We start from the raw sequence: 23,418 nt of genomic DNA on the forward strand, positions 1-23,418 counted from the left end.
TCATGATCCTAAAGGCGCTCGAGTTCGCGCGTTTCGCCGGACGACAGCACATCGATATTCCGCAGCAGGATATTGAGGTCGGCATCAGCGATTTTTGACGTGAAATGGTCGTTGAGCCATTCGACATGAACCCGGCACTGCTCCATGACATCTCGCCCTTTGTCGGTCAGCCTGATTTCGATGCCCCTGCCATCACCCGAGGCGGGCTGCCGGATAATCAGCTCCATTTTTTCCATGGAGCGCAAGGCGCGCGACACTGCCGAACGCGCGACGCCGACATAAGACGCAAGCTCCGAAGGCGTATGGACCCCCTCCAGGCCGACACCGCTCAGGACACACCACATAAGACGCGTCACGCCATAATGGCTGATTTTTTCTTCAAGCCGCGCCTCCATCAGGCGTGCGAGCCGCGAGACCTTGTAGCCAAGCCGACCATGCAGACGATAGTTACACCCCATGTGCCTTCTCTTTCGACCATGCAATCCATATAATTAACTGTGTCAATTATATAGTTATCATTGTTAACTTCAAGACGCTTCAACCGGGCACATTGTCGGTTTATGTACAAGGCTGCATAAAACGGGGACCAGACCATGAATGACGCAGACATCTTGATTGCCGGAAGCTTTTCACAATCAGCCGAGGAGATGTTTTCCAAGTCTTTTGTCTGCCATCGTCTCCTTCAGGACGCGGATATCCAGTCACTACCGGTGGGCGTTGCGGAAAAGATTCGCGCGATCGCGGCCGCTCCAAACGCCTCAGTGCATAGCAATCTGATCAAAAAGCTCCCCGGCCTTGAGATCATTGCGAATTTCGGTGTCGGTTACGACAATATCGATGTCAGCTATGCCGCAAGACACAAGATCATCGTCACAAACACCCCGGATGTCCTGACCGAAGAGGTTGCCGACGTAGCAATCGGCCTCATGATCATGACCGCGAGGGAGTTGTCCGCCGCCGAACGATGGCTGCGCGACGGCAATTGGAACGGCAGCTACCCGCTCACTCGCGGCACCTTGCGATCGAAGCGCCTGGGCATATTCGGCCTCGGGCGTATTGGCCTTGCCATCGCGAAGCGGGCCGAAGCAATGAATATGGAAATCTGCTACCACAACAGAAACCGCGTACGGGACGTGCGCTATCCCTATTGCGCCAGCCTGCGCGAACTTGCATCTCACTGCGACATTCTGCTTTGCGCCGCCCCCGGGGGAGATGCAACGCGGCGGGCCATCGGATCGGAGATATTCGAGGCGCTCGGCCCCGATGGCATCTTGATTAATATCGGCCGCGGATCGACCGTTGACGAGACGGCCCTTATCAAAGCGTTGAAAGACGGCACGATCATGAGCGCCGGGCTCGATGTTTTCCACGACGAACCGCATGTGCCGGAAGACCTCCTGACAATGGACAATGTGGTTCTGCTTCCCCACGTTGCGTCCGCATCTCAGTTCACGCGTAATGCGATGGGAAAGCTGCAGGTTGACAATCTGGTGTCCTGGTTCCGGGACGGCTTACCGCTGACACCCGTGCCGGAAACGCCCTGGCCCAGGCCTTGAACTTTTCGCATCCACCAGGAGGAGAGCAGCCATGACCCCTACCCCCTACCTGTTTTTCAATGGCGAATGTGCACAGGCAATCGCCGCCTATGTGGCTATTTTTCAGGCAGAAATACTGGAGCAAATGCCGGCATCCGACATGCCGCCGGACTTTCCCGTCCCCGAAGATAGAAAAGACTGGATCATGCATGCGCGCCTCAGGATCGGAGACGGCCATATCATGGCCTCCGACAACATTGCGGGTGACAGTCAACCCATGGCCGGCTCATCCGTCCTGCTGAGTTTCCCGACCGCTGCAGAGGCAAAAACTGTATTTGACAAGCTCGCCGATGGCGGCACCGTGGACATGCCCTGGGCGCCCACATTCTGGAGTGCCGGTTTCGGAACGCTGACGGACCGATTTGGCATCAGATGGATGATTGGCTGCGACGAACAGCCCGGCGCCTGAGTGGCCGAAGACCCGGAACCCCATATCCTGGAAAGACCAAAAAAGGCAGGACCAGCCCGTTGAGGCGTATAACGGCTGACCCTGCCTTCTATTTGCCGAACGAAGTCTGGGCGTAGACCTCGCGCAACCGACAAATCATTTAACAGGACGATCGCCATCCCCTGCGGCTCACGTCCCAAAGCGACGCGCACGACTATGCCGCCTCTCATACCCGTCCATTGCAGCGCCACCACCGAAAGGAAATCCGGTCGTGACTTAGGCACGAATCGACAGCCCGTCATCGTGAGCGACAGACGGAAATTAGGGGACCGCCACAGCGGGCTCAATCACCCGAATGGGTGACAGGAAACTCCTAACACACTCGTTTGCTTGAGAAATCACTTGCCCCCAATAGTGGCAAAACCGCCGCAATTTGAATAAGACTAGCAGAACGCAAGTTGGTGCCTGCCGGCATCACGCAGGGGACAATCGCATGACGCAAGCCGAGGCGCCGGTTGACGACAGGCTGATCGAAATCAGGATCGCCCAGCAACTGCTTACCCGCTCACCGATCGCAACAACATCCTCTTTTCTGTTCGCCTTGCTGTGCGTTACTCTGCTTCACGACAGGGTACCGACAGACATCGCAGCCGGCTGGCTGGTCTCGGTTTTTGTCGCCGGCTGCCTGCCTTTCGCATATATGGCCGTGCAAAGACGTCATCCGTTCAGTCGCTCGAATATTCGCACATATCTGTTTTTCAACACGCTCAATGCCCTCATATCGGGCCTTGTATGGGGTATCGGGATGTCGGCGCTGACCGATACATCGTCCGCCCCCTCGATCGCCAACAGTTTTCTTGCAATTTTGGCCTACTCAACGGCCGCCGTGGTCAGCCATGGCGCCTTTCCACGCTCCTATGCCGCTGCGGCAGGTTCGGCACTTCTCATTTACGGATCTTTCCTCATCGTTTCAGCGCCCGCCCCCGAATGGCGCTTCGGCTTTGTATCGGTCATCATGTTCCTTCCGTACATGCTGATTGCGCGCAACATCCATCGCACCACGGTATCGGGTCTGGTCTCCCGGCAGCGACACGATGACATGGTCGAGACCCTGAGACAGCAACGCGATGCCATCGAGAAAATCAACGACGACAAAACCCGGTTTCTCGCGGCCACAAGCCATGACCTCGCGCAACCCTTGCATGCGCAGGGCAATTACATTGCCGCCTTGCACCGAAAGCTGACACAGCCCGATCAATATGAACTGCTGCAAAAGATCGAAGCCAGTTGGAGAAGCATGGGCAGCATGCTTGAAGGGCTGGTCGATATTTCCCGGCTTGAGACTGGAAGCGTCGTGCCCAACATCGTGCCCGTGGAGCTGTCAGCACTGGTCTTCGAAATTGTCGACGAGTTCGCGGAGGTTGCGGACCAGAAACAAATCCAGTTGAGTGCGGATACCTATAAGGCGGTCACCGATACCGACCCTTACCTTTTCAGCCGGGTCCTGCGAAACGTTGTTTCCAACGCCATCAAGTTCACACCACCTCATGGCCGGGTTATTGCCCGGTTCCGGCAAGACGGCGAAGACATCGTGTTCGACATTCAGGATACCGGTATCGGCATCCCGGCTGACAAGATCGGACAGGTCTTCGACGAATATATCCAACTACAAAATGATGAGCGAGATCGCACCAAGGGACTTGGGCTCGGCCTGTCGATCGTCCGCCGGCTGTGCAACCTGCTCGAAATCGACCACCAGCTCGTATCACACCCGGAAAAGGGTAGCTGCTTCACCTTCCGCCTGCGGCAATCACGATCCATTCCGGAAACAACAGCATCAAAAAGTGAGCAGCGCGACGCCTTGCGCATGAGCGTCCTCGTGGTGGATGACGAGCGTACCATCCTGGACAGCATGTCGGTGATCCTTTCGGACTGGGGCTGTGAAGTGTTTTGCGCGCCGTCGGTTTCGCAGGCGGTCGAGCTGGTCAAAACCTTGAACCTCTCGCCCGATGTCCTGATAACGGATTTGCGGTTGCCGGGAACTGTCGGCGGCAGCCAACTTGTCGACCTCATCCGCACGACTGTAAAACGAAACCTTCCCGCTATCATCATGACCGGTAATATCAAGGGCGTCAGCAAGAGCGACCTGCCCTCAGACGCCCTTTTGCTGACAAAGCCGGTCGACGCGGGAACGCTCTATCATGAGCTGTCGCAAATCAACGCCTGCGGATCAGATGTAGCGTAAGGTGCCTGCACCAGCCCGCATTCCGGCACATCGGGCTTAATCAATCAGTCCGAGTGATTGCGCCCTTCGAACACAGGCCGCCCGCGTGTTGACGTCGAGGATCTGAAATATTCTTTTGACATGGGTCTTGATCGTGTTCTCGCTGACCTGGAGCACCCCCGCCACGCGGCGGTTTGAGTACCCCTCCGAAACCAGCTGGAGCACTTCAAGCTGACGTTGGCTGAGCTTGACCGATGTCTCATCCGCCCCTTGTCTCATCGCGGCCGGAGAGCGGCTATTGTGTTCATAAATATCCCACAGCTTCGGCGGCAGAAATATGTCACCGGCAAGAACAGTGTCCAACGCTTCGTCAAGCATGGCCGACGAGGCGGTTTTCGGGATGAAACCCTGAGCACCAAGGCGTAAGGCCTCTTCCACCGGCGGCGCTGTGCTGATGCCCGAGATGATGAGCACAGGCATGCGGGCACCGCGTGCGCGCAATGCCTTTACGAACGCAATGCCATTGATGCTGTCCATGATGAGGTCGGAGATCACGAGGTCGAACCGCCTGCCCTCCTCAAACATGCGTAACGCTGTGAGAGGCGATGCGATGGATGTGCACCTATAATGATCGCCGATCCCGCTAATCAGCCCTGCGAGCCCATCTGCAAACATCTGGTGATCATCTACGATCACGACTTCGACCGGTTTCGCCATCAAATCGGTTTTCCCTGCCCCGCCCCCGTAGTCGCATGTTTGTAGGCCACGGTCAAAGCCGTAAAACTGCGGTAGAGCGCAGCTAGGCGACGGCTTTCAATCACGGAAAAGGCAGACAGTTTTCTCTTCGGTCTTAACCTAAAATAAGCGCTCTTGTGCTACCCAAAGGGACAAAATCCGACATCAAAGCCGCAATCATCGGCAAATCAAACGCATGACCATCTAAGAAAGATGAATACTTCGAACGCATCCCAGGAACGGCATAACCTGTCCATCCTCACCGGTCAGGGCACGCTCTCCACCATCGCGTGGACGATGGCAAACCCATCCATCGTGCTGACATATATCGCGATCTCACTGGATCTTCCGGTTCTTCTTGCCGGATTGCTTGTCACATTCAGCCAGGCCGCACGGCTTTTTACCGCCACATTCGGGACGCCCGTCGCAGAAAGGCGCATTCAGAAGAAACGAGATCTTGCCATAACCGACATGGCCTTGGCTTTCAGCTTCATCGTTGCATTGACAGCAGCGGCTTTCGGCACTCAGACCATCGTCGCCATATCATTTATCCTCTGCATATTGATTGTAGGGGCCGCTTCCGAGTATCAGGCCATTATCACCGCTGGATTTTATGGCAACGTTCTGAATTCAAATTCGCGCAATATCCTCATGTATTCGGTGATGACGCTCGGAGGTATTCTTGCATCCGGTCTGGCCTGGTGGGCGCATCGTGCGTTCTTCCATGACCCGCCGTTCGAGCGCCATGTCGTCCTGGTCTCGATCGGTGTCGTGTGTTTTGTTGTCGCCAGCATCGTCATCCTGCTGGTTCGTGAATACACCATCCGGTCCGAGCAGGAAGACCACCACGGGCACCAGCCGCATCAAAGACGGTCTTTCATCGCAATTGTGGAAACGCAGCTACGCGACGTCTACGACAAATTTAGCCTCCTCCTGACCATGGAATGGTTCCGCAGCTATTTAAGGATCCGGCTCGCTTTGCTGACGGTTGAGTTGTCAGTTCCGTTTTATGCGATCCTGGCTGCACTTTCGCACCATGAATCTCCAAAAGGGCTTGCCGCACTGATTATATCCTCGGCGACCGCGCTCATCGTATCGGGCCCGCTTTGGGGCGCTATCGGCACCAAATCGACCCGATTGGTCATGGTCCTCGGAGCCATGATGGCAGCGTCGGCTGGCCTGCTGCTGATCGTGGATCATTTCATCCAGCTTGCAAGCGCTCCCTATATCCACGCAGTCGCGCTGTTTCTCGTTACAATTGCGGTTCGCGGCGTTACCACGGCACGCTATCTCTATTTCATTGATATCGCACCGGAAAAATATGTTGTTACGGGTATTGGAGTTTCGAAGGTCGCCGTTCGGATCGTTGGTATAGGCCTATCGTTCGTATTGGCATCCGTTGCCCATATCCAGCACGTCCTTTGGGCGATCCTTGCGCTCGCGCTGATCAACGGTGTTACCGCGATACTGGCCATGCGCGCGCCGGAGGCGCCAAGAAACGGTGAAACGGCCAACGCCTAGAACGCTTGCGCGCTGGCCCGGGCCCAGTGATCCGCATAGGCAGGGTTGATTTTCTTGCCCAATAATTCGCCTGGCTCAAGCAACGGATAGATTTCGTCATAGGCGCGCTCGGTTTCATCGGCCACACGCTGATAAATCAAGTCGGGTGAAAGCTGCGCCGGCGAGGTCAGACCCATGGCTCCGACAAGGTCAAGGAAACTCTCGATCGTTGCGTTGTGGAAATTGGCGACACGTTTCTGCCGGGAACGAATGTCGACGGCCTTTGCACGTCTCCGGTCCTGCGTCGCAATGCCGGTCGGGCAGGTGTTGGTGTTACAACGCACAGCCTGAATACAACCAAGCGCAAACAGCATGGGCCGGGCCACGTTGCACATGTCGGCTCCAAGCGAAATCTTCTCGACCATGTTGAAGCCGGTGACAACTTTACCGCTGGCAATGAGGCGCAGTTCGTCCCGTAAGGAAGCCCCGACGAGACAGGACTGGACAAAAGACAATCCCTCGTTGATTGGCACGCCCAACCGGTCGGTGAATTCAAACGGGGCAGCTCCCGTTCCGCCTTCCGCCCCATCGACCGTGATAAAATCAGGCAGGATACCGGTCTCCAGCATCGCCTTGACGATACCCATGAACTCATGCCGCCTGCCGATGCAGAGTTTGAAGCCAATCGGCTTGCCACCGCTCAGCTCGCGCAGCCGCGCCACCCATTGCAGCAGCCCCTCGGGCGTGGAGAAAGTGGTGTGAGCCGGCGGCGAAATGACATCTTGGCCCATAGGCACGCCACGAATGCGGGAAATCTCCTCATCCACCTTGGCGGCGGGAAGGACACCGCCATGGGCGGGCTTGGCACCCTGGGACAGTTTAATCTCAATCATCCGCACAACTTCGTTGTTTGCGATACCGACGAACTTGTCCTCGTCAAATTTGCCCTCCGGCGTGCGGCAACCGAAGTAACCGGTGCCAATCTGGAAAATAATGTCGCCGCCGCCCGCCAGATGGTAGGGGCTCAGCCCGCCTTCGCCGGTATTGTGGGCAAAGTTCCCCCGACGCGCGCCGGCATTAAGGGCGTGAATCGCCGTCGGGCTGAGCGCGCCGAAGCTCATTGCCGAAATATTGAGGCGTGAGGCGGAATAGGGTTTCTTGCATTCGGTTCCACCGACAACGATACGCGCCTCACTGTCCGGAACTTCTTTCGGAGCCAGAGAATGGCTTGCGCGGATAAAGCCGACATCCATCAGATCCCTTTGCGTGCCGAAGGGCTGGGTGTCCACGGCCGCTTGTGCCCGCGCGTAAACGAGATGCCGCTGCAGACGGTTATAGGGTTTACCGTCCTCATTACTCTCAATGAAGTACTGGTGAATCTCAGGACTGATGAACTCAAGCGCATAGCGCAGATGACCAATCACCGGATAGTTGTGGAGAACGTTGTGGCCCGCCCAAAGGATGTCATAGATGCCGATGAGGATCAGCGGCACGACGATGACGAGGGCCCACAAGATCGGCGGCCAGGCAAATGAAACCAATCCGATAACGACCAGCGCGACGGCTGAAACGATATAGAAGACTGTCCGCATCATGGCTGGTTCCTTTCGTCCTTGCGCAACTCTACCCGTCGCTCAAAATGACGATCAAGGAGTAATCTGCGCAAAACACATCTATATCCGACGATTGTAGCGCGTTGCGCCCGCCGGATGGACGTGTCCTGTCGCATTTGTCTCCATATTGCCTGCTAAGCACCACAATGCCGGCCCACTTTGGCCGCGAATCTGCATTTCCTGTTGATTGTTGATTTTGCGCTCCGGACAGGCCCGTGGCCGGTAGCCGCCGATCAGCACACACAAACGGCAGGAGTGAAAAAATGTTCACCAAAAACTTACAAACAGTTCTGGCTGCAACGATTGCGGCAGCCTTTTGCACGGGCGTTGCCGGAGCGGCGGACACACCTCTACAGGAGATTGCTCCGGCACCGGCACCGGCGGCCAAGCAGCACTTCACCAAAATCGGCGTCCTGAGCTGCACAAGCAATGGCGGCATCGGCTATGTCATCGGTTCATCCACCGATCTGTCATGCTCATTTCGCAGTCGCAGCCAAAGCAGCGACTTCGAATACTATTCCGGTTCAATAACAAAGGTCGGGCCGGACATCGGCTTCAAGCGCAGCGAGCGGGTCATATGGGCCGTTTATGCACCGACTTACCAGGTTCCCCGGGGTCGGCTGGACGGGACCTATGTGGGCGTTTCAGCGGCGGCAGGACTTGGCATCGGCGTCGGCGCAAACGTGCTGGTCGGCAATCTGAAGAACAATCTCAATCTTGTTCCGGTCAGCGTGAGCGGCAATATCGGCCTTAACGCATCAGCCGGCATCGGCGCGCTGACACTGTCGAGCAGCACCGCATCGCGCTGATGGAGGTTTTGGTGTGAAGCCGGTCGCACACCATGTGTCCGGCTTCATACGGCCCCTGTCGCGTAGTCAGCCAAGCCGTTTCAAAACGCTTTCGCACCAGGTAATCCAACCCTGCTCGTACTGGATACCAAGTTCGAGTCCCATCAGCTTGCCCAGGTCTTCCGGCCCGGGCTCTCCGTCGCTGAAACGCACGTCGCGGATATGAAAATACTGCTCGAGCTGCTCTTTGTGCACTTTGAGGCGTCCGCAAATCTGTTGACGCAACGCATCGCGATCCACGTGTTCGATTGCCTGCAGACGCACCAGCAAGTCGTCCTTTATCAAAGGCGGGCCGACCGGCTCCCTTGACCACTCTTTCAGGGCCCGCCTGCCCGCTTGGCTTATGCTGTAGACAATACGGTTTGGTTTGCCGGACTGTATTTCTTCGCTCGACGTCACGTATCCCTTTTCGCCAAGCTTCTTCATTTCACGATAAATCTGCGGGTGGGTCGCGCGCCAGAAGAAGCCGATCGAGGTATCGAAGAACTTGGCAAGGTCATAGCCGGACATCGGCCGCTCGGTGAGACAGACCAGAATGGCGTGGGATAAGGCCAACAGGCAAACTCCATTTTCTCTTGTCACACCTATTAAACTTTGCATATATGTGTCAACGCACATATGAAGCGCTGTGATGATACGGTTAAGGGAGGATCACCATGTCAGCACCGCCCGGACTGAACCCGGCAGCCCGCACATCACTCGATCTTTGGCACGATATGCTGCTTGGCGCAGATATGCGCCGCCTTGGCGATATCACGTCCGATGCGGTTGTTTTCCGCTCACCCGCCTTCTTCAAGCCCTATCACGGCAAATCCGCCTTTGTATTTATCATCAGCGCTGTCTCTCAGATTTTCGAGGACTTCCGCTATCACCGGCAGTTCGCATCCAGTGACGGAATGAATGCCGTCTTGGAATTTGAAGCGCGCATCGGTCAAAGAAGCCTGAAAGGCATCGACATGATCCGTTTCGACGAAGACGGGCTGATCGCTGAATTCGAAGTCATGATCCGGCCGGCCAATGCGCTGGCGGCTCTGGCCGAAAAAATGAGCGAGAAGGCAGGTGCAGGTCTTGCTGAATACCGCGCCGTGACCGGCCGATAACTCGAAGCTGAGCAATTTTGAACGAGGACTACCCATGACGCACTACCCTCATATTTTCACGCAGCTCGATCTGGGCTTTACGACACTGCCCAACCGCATCCTCATGGGGTCGATGCATACGGGTCTGGAAGACCGCAAGGCGCATGAGCGTGTGGCCGCCTATTTCGCGGAACGGGCGCGTGGAGGCGTCGGGCTCATGGTAACCGGCGGCGTTGCGCCGAATGAAGAAGGCGCCGCCCTTCCCGGCGCTGGCAAGCTGTCAGTGATGGATGAAGTGGCGGAACACGTGCCGACCACTGAGGCTGTTCATGCAGAAGGCGGAAAAATCGCCATGCAGATCCTGCATTCGGGGCGTTATGCCTATCACAAGGGCGGAGTATCGGCATCGGCCATCAAATCTCCGATCTCTCCCTTTGCGCCCATCGAACTCGATGAAGCCGGCATTGAAAAGCAGATCGCCGATTTTGCAAAATGCGCGTCGCTTGCCCGTGAGGCCGGATATGACGGCGTTGAGATCATGGGGTCCGAAGGCTATTTCATCAATCAGTTCCTCGTTACCCACACGAACAAACGTGAAGACGATTGGGGCGGCAGTTATGCAAACCGCATGCGTTTGCCGGTCGAGATCGTCAAACGCGTACGCAAGGCCGTCGGAGAAGACTTCATCATCATCTACCGGCTCTCGATGATCGACCTGGTGCCCAATGGTTCGACATGGGAAGAAGTCGTTCAACTGGCGAAAGCCATCGAGGATGCTGGTGCGACCATCATAAACACCGGTATCGGCTGGCACGAAGCACGCATTCCGACCATCGCAACGTCGGTGCCCCGGCGCGCCTTTACTTGGGTGACGAAAAAGCTGATGGGCGATGTATCGATACCGCTGATCACGTCAAACCGCATCAACTCGCCGGAGGTTGCCGAACAGGTTCTTTCGGATGGATGCGCCGACATGGTGTCGATGGCACGGCCTTTCCTTGCCGATTCCGAATTTGTTAAAAAGGCAAAGGAAGGCCGATCAGACGAGATCGCGCCCTGCATCGCCTGCAACCAGGCCTGTCTGGACCACACATTCCAGATGCAGCTTTCGACCTGTCTTGTTAATCCACGTGCCTGCCACGAAACCGAATTGAACTATCTGCCGACCGACAACCCGCGCAAAGTCGCGGTCGTCGGCGCAGGTCCGGCCGGACTCTCGGCGGCAATCGTCGCAGCCGAGCGCGGTCACGAGGTGACGCTGTTCGACAGAGCCGAGGAGATTGGCGGCCAGCTCAACATGGCCAAGAAGATACCCGGCAAGGAAGAATTTTTCGGCTTGGTCGATTACTACAAACGCCAGCTTGAACTCAAACAGGTGCGCACCGTGCTTGGACAGTCTGTCGACCCCGACACCCTTGCCGACAAGGGTTTTGACGACGTGATTGTCGCGACCGGCGTTCTGCCGCGCGATCCTGAAATCCCAGGTCAGAACCATCCGAGCGTGCTGAGCTATATCGAGGTCCTGCGGGACGAAAAGCCCGTCGGCAAGAAAGTCGCGGTGATCGGCGCCGGTGGCATCGGCTTTGACGTGTGCGAGTTCCTTGCCCACGAAGGCGAGTCGCCAACCGAGGATCTCGACCTTTGGAAAAAGGAATGGGGTGTCGGCGATCCGTCCCAATCACGTGGTGGCTTGAACCCTCAGGGCGCGCAACCGGAAGCCTCACCACGCGAAATCACGCTGCTGCAACGCAAGTCGAAAAAACACGGCGCCACGCTCGGCAAGACAACCGGCTGGATCCACCGGGCGGCACTGGCGATGAAAGACGTGCATATGCTCGGTAACGTCAACTACGAGGAAATCAGCGACAAGGGATTGCGCATCTCATTTGGCGAAGAGCGGCGCGACCCGCGGTGGCTCGACGTCGATACGATTGTCATATGCGCCGGCCAGCTTTCGGACACAGGTCTTGCTGAAGCCCTGGAGGCGCGCGGTGTTGCCAGCCAGATCATTGGTGGCGCATTCAAGGCCGGCGAACTCGACGCGAAACGCGCAATCGATCAGGGCAGCCGGGTGGCGGCAGCACTTTAGAACCTATCCGGTTCAGACCTGATGAAAGCCGTGTTTGCGCAAGAGTGAGATCATCAGCGACTTGGCGGCGATACGGTGATCACGGTGGATACGGCGGGCCAGCGGGCCGTCCCCCTTCTCAAGCGCATCGATCAGCGCCAGGTGATCCGCATTCGATTTTTGTGGAGCCGGACGTATGTAAAGGGTCAGTGCACGTGCGCGCCGCACCTGATCATTGAAATTGGCGATGACCGATTTCAGGCGTTCGCTGCCTGAGAGGTCCAAGAGCCTGCTGTGAAAGTCTTCATCGGCTTTGGCCCATGCCTCGCGGTTATCGGCCTCCAGTGCCGTTTCCATGCGCCGGGACGCCTCGCGCAAAGGCTCAAGCATAACAGGATCGTCACAGCGTTCGGCGACACGCTCAGCCGCCAGGCACTCCAGTTCCGTCAGGATCTGATAGATTTCTTCCATATCGTCCGGCGAAATCGACAGAATTCGAACGCCGCGGCGCGGCCTGACTTCGACAAGTCCCTGCGCTTCCAGCATCAGCGTCGCTTCGCGCACCGGTGTGCGCGACATGCCAAGCATTTCCGCCAGTTCGGTTTCAAGATAGCTGGAGCCGGCGGGCAGTTCGCTGGAGACGATCATGCGCTTCAACTCAGACACGGCGCGCTGTGTCTGCGATTGCGCTTTTGGCTCCTGAGTGACTGCCTGCTCGCTCTGCTGCATTGTCTAAAGGTTGATCCGCTTTCCGGTTTCGTTCGACCTGTAAACCGCTTCGACCAATTTGATGTTCCGGAGATAATCCTCCGCCAGATTCTCGATCGGTGTGCCGCTTATCAGCCCTTGGATAACATGTTTTTGCAAGGCGTGGACGCAATCGCCGCCAAACCCTTGATATTGCTGGGGTTCCAGTAGAATTTCTTCTTCCTGCGCACCGAATCGCCGAAAGCGGACAGCGCCCGCACCATCGAGGAACAACGTGCCATCAGTGCCTTCGGCTGCTGCCTCACCCAGCGTGACGCGATGGTTTTCGGCATTGTGGTCCAAAAGCCGATTGCCGTCGAAAACAGCGCGGCTGCCGTCGGCAAAACCCATGATGAAATGGCCGGCATCCTCTCCGGCAATCACCGGATTGTGCCGTCGCAGATCGGCATAGATTGTATCGGGTTCGCCAAGCATGTAGCGAAAGACGTCGATAAAGTGGACGCCCGTCTCATGGATGAGCAGACGCGGCATGGTCTGAAAGTAGGGTTGGCGGTCAAGATAGGCATTTTCGCCCTGCCCATCCCCGGTGCGCAGCCGGAACGTTAGCTGCAGCAGAGTGCCGATACGCCCGTTTTCGATCTCCTCGCGCATCAGCCGATACCAGGGCTGAAAGCGGAAATTCTCATGCACAACGAGAATGGTTTCAGCCTGTTTGGCTATGGCAACAGCTTCCTTCGCCTCTTCAAGATCGCGGCAGAAGGGCTTTTGGCAGATGATGACACGAACACCCTTTGCCGTCGCGCGCCTGATGGTGTCCAGATGGGTTTCGGGCGGCGTGATGATGTCCAGCAGGTCCGGTGCATGGTCATCCAGCGCCTGTTCGAGATTATCGTAAGCTGCAAGGCCGGTTGCCTTTGCCTTTTCAATATCCCGGTTCACGGACGCAACGGGCAGCGCATCGGCAATGCGCTGCCAGGCATCGTAGTGAAAACGGCTGAAATATCCCGCGCCCTGGCAGACCACCTTGATCGGGCTCTTGAAACTCATGCAGCCACATCCTCCAGCATGGTGACAACCGCCGCGCCTGCCTCCTCGGTCGAGGCCTGGCCGCCAAGATCGCGGGTCAACGCCAACGAACGGGAAAGCGCCTCATCGACCGAACGCCTCAAGGCGCTGCCTGCCTCAACCGCCGCCCCGATATCATTCTGGTGACCCAGCCACTCGAGCATCATAGCAGCCGACAGGATCATGGCGAACGGATTGGCCGCGCCCTGACCGGCAATATCAGGTGCGGAGCCATGACAGGGCTGGAAAACGGCATGGCGGTCTCCAATATCCGCAGACGGCGCAAGGCCGAGCCCACCCATCAGGCCGGCCCCGAGATCGGACAGGATATCACCGAACATGTTTTCGGTGACGAGCACATCAAGATCCCATGGCGCCTGGACCATGCGCAGCGCCATGGCGTCGACATAGGCATGATCGGCTTGAAGGTCGGCATGGCGCGCCGCCTCTTCGTCGAAAATCGATCGGAAAAAGGCAAAGGCGCGGAATACGTTAGCCTTGTCGACACAGGTCACACGCCCCTTGCCGCGGCCATTGACTTTTCTTTGCGCGGCTAGATTGAAGGCAAAGCGAAACAGCTTCTCGGATGTCTTGCGCGTTATCACAAGGGTTTCGCGGGCCTCGTCTTCGCTGACCTCGCCTTTACCCAGCGACCAGAACAAGCCTTCGGTGCTTTCGCGTATCAAAACGAAATCGACCCGGCGGCCCTTTGCCCCGGCAATCGGAGAGCTTTGCCCCGCAGCCAGCGTGACGGGTCGCACACCAGCATAAAGATCGAGTTCCTTGCGCAGGTCGATCTGCGGTGAAATCTCCGTTCCGTCGTCATAGCGCACGTCCGGCAAGCCCATCGCTCCCAGCAAAATCGCGTCCGCAGCGCGCGCTGCCTCCAGCGACGAAACGGGAAGCGCCTCCCCGGTTCTTGCGTAATGCGCTGCACCCGCCGGCACCTCGTTGAAGCTGAGCGAGAGGCCGTGCCTGCCGGCGATCCGATCCAGAAGCTCCAATGTGGGCTTCATGATTTCCGGACCGATCCCGTCTCCCTCAAACACGGCAATCTCAAACGAAGGTTTCATGGATTTTTCCCGTTGTTCTTTTTGTGAGCCGATAGCGACGCGACCTTGTTGATAGCGACAACGGCTCTTGTTGACAATGTATTTGTTAATGTATACATAAATTTATACATCGCAACACCGGTTCGGGAGGAATCATGAAAAACCTTGCAACTTCAATTGGATTGGCGGCGGCACTCGCGGCCTCTGTTGCCGTGGCACCGGCTACCGCGCAGGAATATCCATTCAGGGACATCACCACCGCAGTGGTCTGGGGCGCCGGCGGCGGCACTGACAGCATCAACAGAATGATCATGGCGGAGATGGAAAAACATCTGCCGGTCAGCATTTCTGTGATCAACCAGACGGGCGGCGTCGCCGGTTCGAACGGCATGACCTATGTCATGAACCAGCCGGACGACGGTTACACGCTGGTCGGTCTTTCGGAATCGAATGTCACCGCCGCAGTTCAGGGCGGATGGGACAAGCGTTTCAACTACTGGCATCCCTTCATTGTCGGCGGCTCGCCGGACCTGATCTCCGTTCCGGCCAACAGCCCGTACAATACGCTTCAGGAACTGGTGGAAGCCGCAAAGGCAGAGCCCGGATCAATTCCCGCGGCCGCGTCCGGCTCCGGTTCGATCCACCATCTCAACCTGCTTGCCATTGAAAACGGCACCGGCGCCAAGTTCAAATTCGTGCCCTACAAGGGATCGGCGCCCGGTCAGGAAGCCGCAGTTGCCGGCGAGGTCGCCCTTGTCGTGACATCGCTTGCGGAACAGGCACCGCTGATCGCAGGCGGCCAGTTGAAGCCGCTTGCCATGTTGACGCCGGAAGACGCCGAGTTCAACGGCCAGAAGATCCAGTCGGCATTTTCCATGTATGAGGGGCTCGACAAGTACCTGCCGCTCAAACAGGCCATCGGCTTTGCCGTGCACACCTCGGCTCCCGATGACGTCAAGGCCAAGTTGACCGACGCCTTCGACAAGGCCATCGCGTCCGATGTCGTTGCGGAATGGGCGGCCGCCAACAATTACGATATCGGCGGGCAGTCAGGTGACGATGCAACAGCGATCTTCGACAAGCTGGAAAGCACATTCGCCTGGACCCTTTGGGACCTTGGCGCTGCAAAGGTCGATCCGTCCACGCTGAATATCCCGAAGCCCTGATACAAAGGCTCAGGATCCATTCAAACGGATGCTCCGGCGAGGATAACCTCGCCGGAGCCGATTTATCCGCAAATGCGAGGATCAGTCTTTGACCGACCGGACCATCATGCGCAGGCGCGATTTCTGGACGTCGATCTTTCTCATTGTCGTCAGTGCCTTCTTTCTTTACCGAACAAGCCTCATCCCCTTTTTCAAGGCGGACGCCGCAGGTGTTCAGGGCGCCTGGTTCAATTCAGCAGCGCTTGTTCCATTCGGCATTTTCTCCGCGCTTTTGCTTCTTGCGTTCGTTCTTCTGGCCATTGCCGTCAAGGATGGCGGAATGGTGGGGGCTCTCAGCGCGCGCGCCATGGGCTTTACCCGTTCAGAAGCCGAGAGGTTGGCCTGCGTTGCGCTGATCCTTTGCGCCTATATCTTCGCCCTTGTGCCGCGTACTGATTTCATCGCCTGCTCGGCGCTGCTCATTACAGCACTGATCTGGGGTTTTCATTCGGGCAACCGCACGGCCATGCGGCTTTCGGCCTTGATGATCCTTTTGCCGTCGGCTTATGCACTGATTGTCCACTTCCCGCGCGATCAATGGACCAAGCCGCACGACGACGACATCATCGTTCTTATCGCATTTCTTGTCCTCACCGCGCTGATGTTCTTATTGTCGCGGCGCCTCGGCATCATGGGCCGCGTCGTGCGCATCACGCCCGTGATCGCCGTGCTGACACCCTTGCTTCTTGTCATCGCCATGGCGTTCGGTTTTCGCCAGAATGTACCAAACCGCCAGGGGCTGATCTTTTCCAAGATTGAATACCATTACTATGTCACGCTTAAGCCGTTCTGGAGCGGCAACTGACATGGAATTCGTCACCACGCAGATCGCCGGATTCTGGATCGCGCTCGCCGAGCTTGCGAGTGATCCGGTCACCTATGTCTATCTCATTGCTTCGGTTTTCCTCGGCATCGTCTTCGGCGCCCTGCCGGGTCTGACCGCTACGCTGGCGGTCACGATCCTGACCGGTTTCTTCAGCAACAAGTTTCCACTAGAGCAATCGCTGATCGCGCTCATCGGCGCCTATGTCGGGGCAATCTATGGCGGATCCTATCCATCCATACTGCTTAATATCCCAGGCACCGCCGCATCGGCTGCAACGGCCATGGACGGCTATCCGCTGACAAGGAGCGGTCGCGGCGGCGAAGCGCTGGGCATCACAACAACGGCCTCCTTCATCGGAACGCTGTTCGGCACGGTCTGCCTGCTGATCTTCGTCTGGGTGCTACTTTTGATGTCGAAGAACATCGCTTCGCCGGAAAAGGCGCTTCTGGCGCTTTTCGGTATCCTCCTGTCAGGCACGCTGATGAGCCAGGATCTCGTTGTCAAAGGCTGGATCGCCGGGCTCATCGGCCTCGCGATGGCCATGGTCGGCCTCGACCCGATCCTGTCGGAGGACCGTTACACATTCGGCTGGTCCTACCTGCTGTCAGGTTTCCAGATCGTCCCGGTCCTGATGGGCGCATTCGCCATCCCACAGATCATGGACGGCTTGCGGGCAACGACAATGGCCGCGCAAATTCCCCAGGTCGGCCGGATCGTTCCGAAATTCGGCGAGGTCCTGCGCCGGCTGCCCGGCATCACCCGCTCCGGCGCGATCGGTACCGGCGTCGGCGCCCTGCCCGGCGTCGGCGAGGATGTCGCCGGATGGGTTTCCTACGGCGTCGGCAAAGCGTCCTCCAAGGAAGGCTCGAAATTCGGCCGCGGCTCGGTTGACGGCCTGATCTCGGCGGAAGCCGCCAACAATGCGGCGATCGGCGGCGCGCTCATTCCGCTTCTGGTGCTGGGTATTCCGGGCTCTCCCCCGGCCGCCGCGCTCCTCGGAGCGCTCAAGATCAACAACGTCATTCCCGGCCCGACGATTGATCCGGCGCTGATCCTGAGGGTTGTGGCGATCCTCGTGATGGCATCGCTCACCATGTTCATCATGGGGCTTTTCACGGCGCGCATCTTTATCATGATCCTGCGCATCCCCCAGACCGTTTTCCTGCCCGTTGTCATGGTACTGACGACGATTGGCTCATTCTCGGTTGGCGGCGGCGTCAACGATCTCTTCCTGATGATCTGCGTCGGCCTCGTCGCCTATGCCATGAACGTGATGAAATATCCGATTGCGCCACTGGTCATCGGAGCCATTCTCGGCGGCCTTTTCGACGAAACCTTCCGCCGATCCCTGCTGATCTCCGATGGCGACCCGTCAGTCTTTTTCAGCCGTCCGGGCGCCGCCATATTGCTGACATTGAACGTTCTCCTCATAATGAGTCAGCTTCCGTTTGTCAGACGCCGATTTTCACGGCTAAGACGCAACAAGGAGACCCCGGCCTGATGTTCGCCGTTGTCGTGACTTTTCAAATCAAAACAGAGCATTGGGACAGTTTTCTGGAGATCATGCGGGACAACGCCCGGGCTTCGAAAGAGCTGGAGCCGGCTTGCAGGCATTTTGATGTCTGTACAGATGATAGCCGGCCTTACGAGGTTTTCCTCTACGAACTCTACGATGACGAAGCGGCCTTTGAAACTCATCAGCGGATGGCGCACTTCAAGGAGTTTTCCGCCGCGGCCGCTGACATGATCGCCGACAAGAGCGTCATCACCTTCGGATCGGTCACATGAGCGACGATATCTGGCAGGTCTTTGCCCTTAAATATGCAGAGCGCAACGCCCGCACCCGGGCGAACAGTTTTATCTTCGACGATGATCACGCCAGTCCGCACGACATGGACTACTTCATCTGGGTTGCGCGCAACAGCAAACGGACCATTCTGATCGATACCGGTTATGACACCGAGGAGGCGAACCGGCGCGGCCGGCCCGTGTTGCGTCATCCGGTCGAGGCGCTCAAAGTGCTCGGCATTCGGCCCGAGGATATCGACACGATCATCATTACCCACCTGCACTATGACCATGCCGGCGGACTTGATGAATTCCCCAACGCCGTTTTCCATCTTCAGTCCGCAGAGATGGCCTTCGCGACAGGACCATGCATGTGCCACGGCACGCTGCGCATGCCCTATACGGCGCAGCATGTGTGCCAGATGATCCACCATGTCTATTCGGGCCGGGTCATCTTCCATGACGGCGAAGGGATTGTTGCACCGGGCATCACCCTGCACCACATCGGCGGTCATTCGCGCGGCCTGCAATCGGTGCAAATCAAAACGGCTTCCGGTCATTTATGCCTCGCCTCCGACGCCTCCCACTATTATGAGAATTTCATCAGCCAGAAACCGTTTCCCATCGTCGACAGCATCGCCGACATGCATAATGGCTGGCAGACTATTCAATCCCTCGCCAGCCATCGCGACCTTGTCATTCCGGGACACGACCCGCTGGTAACCCGCCACTTTCCGGCTTTGGACAATACCGACTTCGGCTGGCGCCTTGATGTCGGGCCGCACAAACCCATCGAGATTTGATTTATGCTTCTAGGCTGTATCGGCGATGATTTCACCGGCTCAAGTGATATCGCAAACACGCTGGCAAAACGCGGCATGCGCGTGGCGCAGTATACCGGCGTCCCGGCGCGCAGCGCCTCATCGGATGTCGAAGCCGGCGTCGTCGCGCTGAAGACACGCACGGAACCGGTCGCCGAGGCCGTGTCAAAATCGCTGGCGGCGGCGGACTGGTTGCTGGACCAGGGATGCGGGCAGATCGTTTTCAAATACTGCTCGACATTCGACAGCACGCGCCAGGGCAATATCGGCCCGGTCGCTCAGGCATTGGCGGAGCGTCTTGGTGAAGACCGGGTGATCGTGTGCCCTGCATTCCCGGCAACGGGGCGTTCAATCTACAAGGGGCATCTCTTTGTCAGCGATCAACTCCTGAGTGAAAGCGGCATGCGCGACCACCCGCTGACGCCGATGACGGATTCCGATATCCGCCGGTGGCTTTCCCATCAGACCGGTTGGCCGGTTGACCATATCGATGCGTCGACCGTGTTTGACGGCAGCGATGCGATCCGCGCCGCCTTGGCGCAACCGAAACGGGCCATGGTTGTTGTCGATGCGATCCGTGACGAGGATCTGGTTGCAATCGGCAAGGCGGCAAAGGATAGAAAACTGCTGACCGGCGGTTCGGGCATCGCGCTCGGCCTTCCCGACAATTTTGCAGATCTCATCAAGGGCAATGACGGCGCAACGGTCTGGAAGGGTGCTGACGGACCAGCCATCGTGCTTTCCGGCTCCTGCTCACTGGCAACGCGCGGGCAAGTCACCCATCACATCAAATCACATCCGTCGCTGGAAATCCGTGTCGAAGCCCTGGTGTCCGGAGAACAGACCGCCGACAGTATCGCCTCATGGCTGATCGAGCATCAGGATCACGGCCCGATTGCCTATTCCTCCGCCGATCCGGGCGTCGTGCGGCAGGCCCAGGATCTATTCGGCCGCGAAGCATCCGCCGAGCAGGTCGAAGCAACCTTTGTATCGGTAGCCCGAAAGGTCGTAGGAAGCGGTATCCGCAAGATTATCACCGCCGGCGGCGAAACCTCGGGGGCGGTGGTGGAAGGCCTGGAGATCAACAGTCTCGCAATCGGTCCGGAGATCGCTCCCGGTGTTCCGGCTGTGCATGATCCGGATCAAGATCTTTACCTGGCGCTCAAATCCGGCAATTTCGGCCAGGAGGATTTCTTCGCCCGGGCAATGACAATGCTCGAAAGAGGCAGCACATGAGCGACACCAAGCTGCGCGATGCGATATGCCGATTAGCCCGGTCACTTTATGATCGTGGGCTCGCTCACGGCTCGACCGGCAATATCTCCACCCGAACGGAAGATGGCGGACTTCTGGTCACACCGACAGGCAGCAGTTTCGGCTGGCTCGATCCGGAACGCATATCCTGTTTCGACGCCGAGGGCAGACATATCGCCGGTGATGCGCCGACCAAGGAGATGCCGCTTCATGCGGCCTTTTACGACACGCGCGGAACCCGTGCCGGTGCGGTTGTCCATCTGCATTGCCACCATGCCGTGGCACTGTCGACGCTGCCGGACACGGACCACGACAATGCCCTGCCGCCCTACACCCCCTACTCCATCATGCAGCTGGGGCGGGTGAAAATCCTGCCCTACTTTCAGCCGGGCGATCCGGCAATGGGAGAGGCGGTGCGATCTCTGGACGGGCAGCGATCGGCGGTCATCCTTGCCAATCACGGACCTGTCGTAACGGCAGGCACGCTTGAAAAGGCCGTTTATGCGATGGAGGAACTGGAAGAAACCGCCCGGCTCGCCATCACATTGACGGATCGCCGGGCGGCTATGCTGGATGCAGCGCAGATCGCCAGCCTTATCCAGACCTTCAACATCGATTGAGACCTTGAAAGCCCAGACCGGTCAGAGATCAAGCTGCAGATGCGGCTTGCCGTTGGATGTCTTCTGCGGGGTCGTCCCGCGCGAATCGATCACAGCGGTCACTCTCTGGCGATAGGCCGAGAAGCTGTCAAAGCTCACCACATCAACCGGGCTGTCGAAATGCAGCGTGACCCGAAACCGGTCATGCGCCGACAGGACACGCGTGCCGATGACACGCCCGGTAAAGCGCTGGCCCAGATAGGTGCCGGTTACAGCCTCACCCACATAGACCGGCGTCGCCGGCCCGGCATTGGAAGACCGGGCACTGATCGTGTTCCAGTCCTTGTAGCCGTATTGATGGGCAATCGCCTCAAGAGCCTGACTATGGCCCATGGAGCGTCCGTTTTTCTCAAGCAATTTGCGCAGACGACGCGCCTGGTCCTTGAGCGTTTCAATTGTCGGAAGGGAATCCGTCATCCTTCGCCTCATTCAGTTGCGCGCGTTTGGAAACCGGTGCTCGCATTGCCATCGATCCAGTTGCACTGAATTGGCTTGGACTAAGATGTCGAGGTCTTCACCATAGCTTTCGCTTGCGAGCGGCGGGCGCCTCGAGCCCGGGCCTTATAAAGTGATGCGAAGGACAAATGTCAAGACAACCAACGACAATGCAAGTCCGCTCTACTTCGCCGCCTTGAACCCGATTGTTGCGATACATACTTGCGATGAACACGCGAAACGGGGGCCGGATATGAAAATTCTCATTCTGACGATCGGTTCGCGCGGCGATGTGCAGCCCTATGTGGCGCTTGGCAAGGGCTTGAAGGCTGCCGGGCATGAGGTGACGCTCGCGACCTGCGAACGGTTTCGCGGTTTCGTCGAAGAGCACGGGCTGACCTACGGCTATATCAGCGACGATCTGATGAAGATCATCGATTCCCCGGAGGGCAAGGCCCTCATGGAAGACACGACCAATATTTTCCGGACCATTGCGGCCATGATCAAGATGGCGCGCCAGACCGCGCCCTTGAAACGGGAAGCCGTTGAGAACAGTTGGGCCATCGCGGAAGAGGCCCAACCGGACCTGATCTGTTTCCACCCCAAGGCCGTTCTTGGACCTTCCATCGGTGAGAAATTGAATATCCCATACGTTCTTGCCACGCCGATACCGATGATTGTTCCGACCGCAGAATTCCCCTGTGTCGGCTTTCCGGACCTCAGGCTTGGCGGCTGGTCCAACCGGCTTGGCTACAGGATCGTCAATGCGCTCATCAAGGTTTCGTCGAACAAAGATGTACGAGCCTGGCGAGAGAGCACGGGAACACCCCTTCGCCGCAATAATATCGACTATCTTCAAGATAGCGGCGGAAATCCGGTTCCGGCGCTGCATGCGATCAGCGAATATGTGCTGCCACGCCCATCGGACTGGCCGAAGACGGCCATCATGTCCGGCTACTGGTTCCTTGACGCATCCGAAGGCTGGACACCGCCAACCGATCTCGTGTCATTCCTCTCCGACGGTCCCCCGCCCCTTTATATCGGCTTCGGCTCGATCTCGGGCCGCGATCCGAAAAGGCTGGGTGACATGGTGATCGACGCGCTGCGAAAGTCCGGTCATCGCGGTGTGCTGGCACGCGGCTGGGGCGGCCTCGATGCGGACGAGTTGCCAGCATCGGTCTTCATGATCGACGAAGCACCGCATGAATGGCTTTTCCCGCAAATGGCAGGTGTCGTGCATCATGGCGGGGCCGGCAGCACCGCAGCGGGGCTGAGGGCCGGCAAGCCGACGATGATCTGCCCGTTTTTTGCGGACCAGCCATTTTGGGGTCAGACCGTTCACCGTCTCGGGGCCGGCCCGGCGCCGATCATGCAAAAGAAGCTCACGACCGACAGTCTCGCCAATGCGTTCGATCAGTTGATTTTCAATGAGAGGATGCACCAACGTGCTGAGATGATCGGCGCGGCCTTGCGAGAAGAAGACGGGGTTGCCAGGGCGGTTTCGTTTCTGGAAACAGTCGCGGCAGATTTCTCGAAATAGCAGCATGGCGGGCGG

23 protein-coding genes are annotated in these 23,418 nt (G+C 57.8%); 15 read left to right on the plus strand and 8 right to left on the minus strand.

What is annotated here, in order from left to right; genetic code table 11:
• Window positions 1–8 precede the first annotated feature (8 nt).
• Complete coding sequence (locus tag OQ273_RS10160; protein ID WP_267990373.1) at window positions 9–458, minus strand: MarR family winged helix-turn-helix transcriptional regulator; 450 nt, start codon at window positions 456–458, stop codon at window positions 9–11.
• Window positions 459–593: 135 nt separating this feature from the next.
• Between OQ273_RS10160 and OQ273_RS10165 the strand changes: the two genes are divergently transcribed.
• The 3 genes from OQ273_RS10165 to OQ273_RS10175 all read left to right on the plus strand — a co-directional run bounded on the left by OQ273_RS10165 (window position 594) and on the right by OQ273_RS10175 (window position 4,228).
• Entirely contained in the window at window positions 594–1,556 is a 963-nt protein-coding gene (locus tag OQ273_RS10165; RefSeq protein ID WP_267990375.1) for a 2-hydroxyacid dehydrogenase, read from the plus strand.
• Window positions 1,557–1,587: 31 nt separating this feature from the next.
• Entirely contained in the window at window positions 1,588–2,004 is a 417-nt protein-coding gene (locus OQ273_RS10170) for a VOC family protein (protein WP_267990377.1), read from the plus strand.
• Between the two features lie 472 nt (window positions 2,005–2,476).
• Complete coding sequence (locus tag OQ273_RS10175; RefSeq protein WP_267990379.1) at window positions 2,477–4,228, plus strand: hybrid sensor histidine kinase/response regulator; 1,752 nt, start codon at window positions 2,477–2,479, stop codon at window positions 4,226–4,228.
• 36 nt (window positions 4,229–4,264) lie between these two features.
• On the opposite strand, the gene OQ273_RS10180 is transcribed toward OQ273_RS10175, so the two are convergent.
• The gene (locus OQ273_RS10180) at window positions 4,265–4,924 is read right to left on the minus strand and encodes a response regulator (RefSeq protein ID WP_267990381.1); all 660 of its coding nucleotides are present in this window, start codon (window positions 4,922–4,924) and stop codon (window positions 4,265–4,267) included.
• Between the two features lie 231 nt (window positions 4,925–5,155).
• Here OQ273_RS10180 and OQ273_RS10185 point away from each other — a divergent pair, with 231 nt between their 5' ends.
• Window positions 5,156–6,463, plus strand: a complete 1,308-nt coding sequence (locus OQ273_RS10185; protein ID WP_267990383.1) for an MFS transporter — start codon at window positions 5,156–5,158, stop codon at window positions 6,461–6,463.
• On the opposite strand, the gene OQ273_RS10190 is transcribed toward OQ273_RS10185, so the two are convergent.
• Window positions 6,460–8,037: an FMN-binding glutamate synthase family protein gene (locus tag OQ273_RS10190; RefSeq protein ID WP_267990384.1), complete on the minus strand. Its 1,578-nt coding sequence runs from the start codon at window positions 8,035–8,037 to the stop codon at window positions 6,460–6,462. The two genes, OQ273_RS10185 and OQ273_RS10190, sit on opposite strands and share 4 nt — an antisense overlap.
• Before the next feature lie 281 nt (window positions 8,038–8,318).
• Between OQ273_RS10190 and OQ273_RS10195 the strand changes: the two genes are divergently transcribed.
• Window positions 8,319–8,864 carry a DUF992 domain-containing protein gene (locus tag OQ273_RS10195; RefSeq protein WP_267990385.1) on the plus strand — a complete coding sequence of 182 codons (546 nt, stop codon included), beginning with the start codon at window positions 8,319–8,321 and terminating at the stop codon, window positions 8,862–8,864.
• 66 nt (window positions 8,865–8,930) lie between these two features.
• Here the strand turns inward: OQ273_RS10195 and OQ273_RS10200 are convergent, their stop codons facing one another.
• The gene (locus OQ273_RS10200; protein ID WP_267990386.1) at window positions 8,931–9,458 is read right to left on the minus strand and encodes a PadR family transcriptional regulator; all 528 of its coding nucleotides are present in this window, start codon (window positions 9,456–9,458) and stop codon (window positions 8,931–8,933) included.
• A 101-nt stretch (window positions 9,459–9,559) separates the two neighbouring features.
• Here OQ273_RS10200 and OQ273_RS10205 point away from each other — a divergent pair, with 101 nt between their 5' ends.
• Together OQ273_RS10205 and OQ273_RS10210 are read left to right on the plus strand one after the other, a co-directional pair.
• Complete coding sequence (locus OQ273_RS10205; RefSeq protein ID WP_267990388.1) at window positions 9,560–10,003, plus strand: nuclear transport factor 2 family protein; 444 nt, start codon at window positions 9,560–9,562, stop codon at window positions 10,001–10,003.
• A 34-nt stretch (window positions 10,004–10,037) separates the two neighbouring features.
• Entirely contained in the window at window positions 10,038–12,071 is a 2,034-nt protein-coding gene (locus OQ273_RS10210; RefSeq protein ID WP_267990390.1) for an NADPH-dependent 2,4-dienoyl-CoA reductase, read from the plus strand.
• Window positions 12,072–12,083: 12 nt separating this feature from the next.
• On the opposite strand, the gene OQ273_RS10215 is transcribed toward OQ273_RS10210, so the two are convergent.
• The 3 genes from OQ273_RS10215 to OQ273_RS10225 are packed head-to-tail and all read right to left on the minus strand — an operon-like array spanning window position 12,084 to window position 14,896.
• Window positions 12,084–12,779: a GntR family transcriptional regulator gene (locus OQ273_RS10215; RefSeq protein ID WP_267990391.1), complete on the minus strand. Its 696-nt coding sequence runs from the start codon at window positions 12,777–12,779 to the stop codon at window positions 12,084–12,086.
• A gap of 3 nt (window positions 12,780–12,782) precedes the next feature.
• Complete coding sequence (locus tag OQ273_RS10220) at window positions 12,783–13,805, minus strand: Gfo/Idh/MocA family protein (RefSeq protein ID WP_267990392.1); 1,023 nt, start codon at window positions 13,803–13,805, stop codon at window positions 12,783–12,785.
• Window positions 13,802–14,896 carry an isocitrate/isopropylmalate dehydrogenase family protein gene (locus tag OQ273_RS10225; protein WP_267990393.1) on the minus strand — a complete coding sequence of 365 codons (1,095 nt, stop codon included), beginning with the start codon at window positions 14,894–14,896 and terminating at the stop codon, window positions 13,802–13,804. Before OQ273_RS10225 ends, OQ273_RS10220 begins: the two co-directional genes overlap by 4 nt.
• 134 nt (window positions 14,897–15,030) lie before the next feature.
• Here OQ273_RS10225 and OQ273_RS10230 point away from each other — a divergent pair, with 134 nt between their 5' ends.
• The 7 genes from OQ273_RS10230 (at window position 15,031) to otnC (ending at window position 21,389) form a co-directional block, all read left to right on the plus strand.
• A complete protein-coding gene (locus OQ273_RS10230; RefSeq protein WP_267990394.1) occupies window positions 15,031–16,041 on the plus strand; it encodes a tripartite tricarboxylate transporter substrate binding protein in 1,011 nt (336 codons plus the stop codon).
• Between the two features lie 88 nt (window positions 16,042–16,129).
• Window positions 16,130–16,885 carry a hypothetical protein gene (locus OQ273_RS10235; RefSeq protein ID WP_267990395.1) on the plus strand — a complete coding sequence of 252 codons (756 nt, stop codon included), beginning with the start codon at window positions 16,130–16,132 and terminating at the stop codon, window positions 16,883–16,885.
• 1 nt (window position 16,886) lies between these two features.
• Window positions 16,887–18,407 (plus strand): tripartite tricarboxylate transporter permease, encoded by a 1,521-nt coding sequence (locus OQ273_RS10240; RefSeq protein WP_267990396.1) that lies wholly within the window; start codon window positions 16,887–16,889, stop codon window positions 18,405–18,407.
• The gene (locus tag OQ273_RS10245) at window positions 18,407–18,694 is read left to right on the plus strand and encodes a putative quinol monooxygenase (protein WP_267990397.1); all 288 of its coding nucleotides are present in this window, start codon (window positions 18,407–18,409) and stop codon (window positions 18,692–18,694) included. Before OQ273_RS10240 ends, OQ273_RS10245 begins: the two co-directional genes overlap by 1 nt.
• Entirely contained in the window at window positions 18,691–19,497 is an 807-nt protein-coding gene (locus tag OQ273_RS10250) for an N-acyl homoserine lactonase family protein (RefSeq protein WP_267990398.1), read from the plus strand. Before OQ273_RS10245 ends, OQ273_RS10250 begins: the two co-directional genes overlap by 4 nt.
• 3 nt (window positions 19,498–19,500) lie before the next feature.
• The gene (gene otnK, locus OQ273_RS10255; RefSeq protein ID WP_267990399.1) at window positions 19,501–20,751 is read left to right on the plus strand and encodes a 3-oxo-tetronate kinase; all 1,251 of its coding nucleotides are present in this window, start codon (window positions 19,501–19,503) and stop codon (window positions 20,749–20,751) included.
• Window positions 20,748–21,389 carry a 3-oxo-tetronate 4-phosphate decarboxylase gene (otnC, locus tag OQ273_RS10260; RefSeq protein ID WP_267990400.1) on the plus strand — a complete coding sequence of 214 codons (642 nt, stop codon included), beginning with the start codon at window positions 20,748–20,750 and terminating at the stop codon, window positions 21,387–21,389. The genes otnK and otnC overlap by 4 nt, the downstream gene beginning before the upstream one ends.
• Window positions 21,390–21,410: 21 nt before the next feature.
• Here otnC and OQ273_RS10265 read toward each other — a convergent pair whose 3' ends face one another.
• Window positions 21,411–21,845: a glyoxalase superfamily protein gene (locus OQ273_RS10265; protein ID WP_267990401.1), complete on the minus strand. Its 435-nt coding sequence runs from the start codon at window positions 21,843–21,845 to the stop codon at window positions 21,411–21,413.
• A gap of 271 nt (window positions 21,846–22,116) precedes the next feature.
• Here OQ273_RS10265 and OQ273_RS10270 point away from each other — a divergent pair, with 271 nt between their 5' ends.
• Entirely contained in the window at window positions 22,117–23,403 is a 1,287-nt protein-coding gene (locus OQ273_RS10270; RefSeq protein WP_267990402.1) for a glycosyltransferase, read from the plus strand.
• The last annotated feature ends 15 nt before the right edge of the window (window positions 23,404–23,418 follow it).

The sequence above is a fragment of the Hoeflea prorocentri genome (genome assembly GCF_027944115.1).
GTDB lineage: Bacteria > Pseudomonadota > Alphaproteobacteria > Rhizobiales > Rhizobiaceae > Hoeflea_A > Hoeflea_A prorocentri.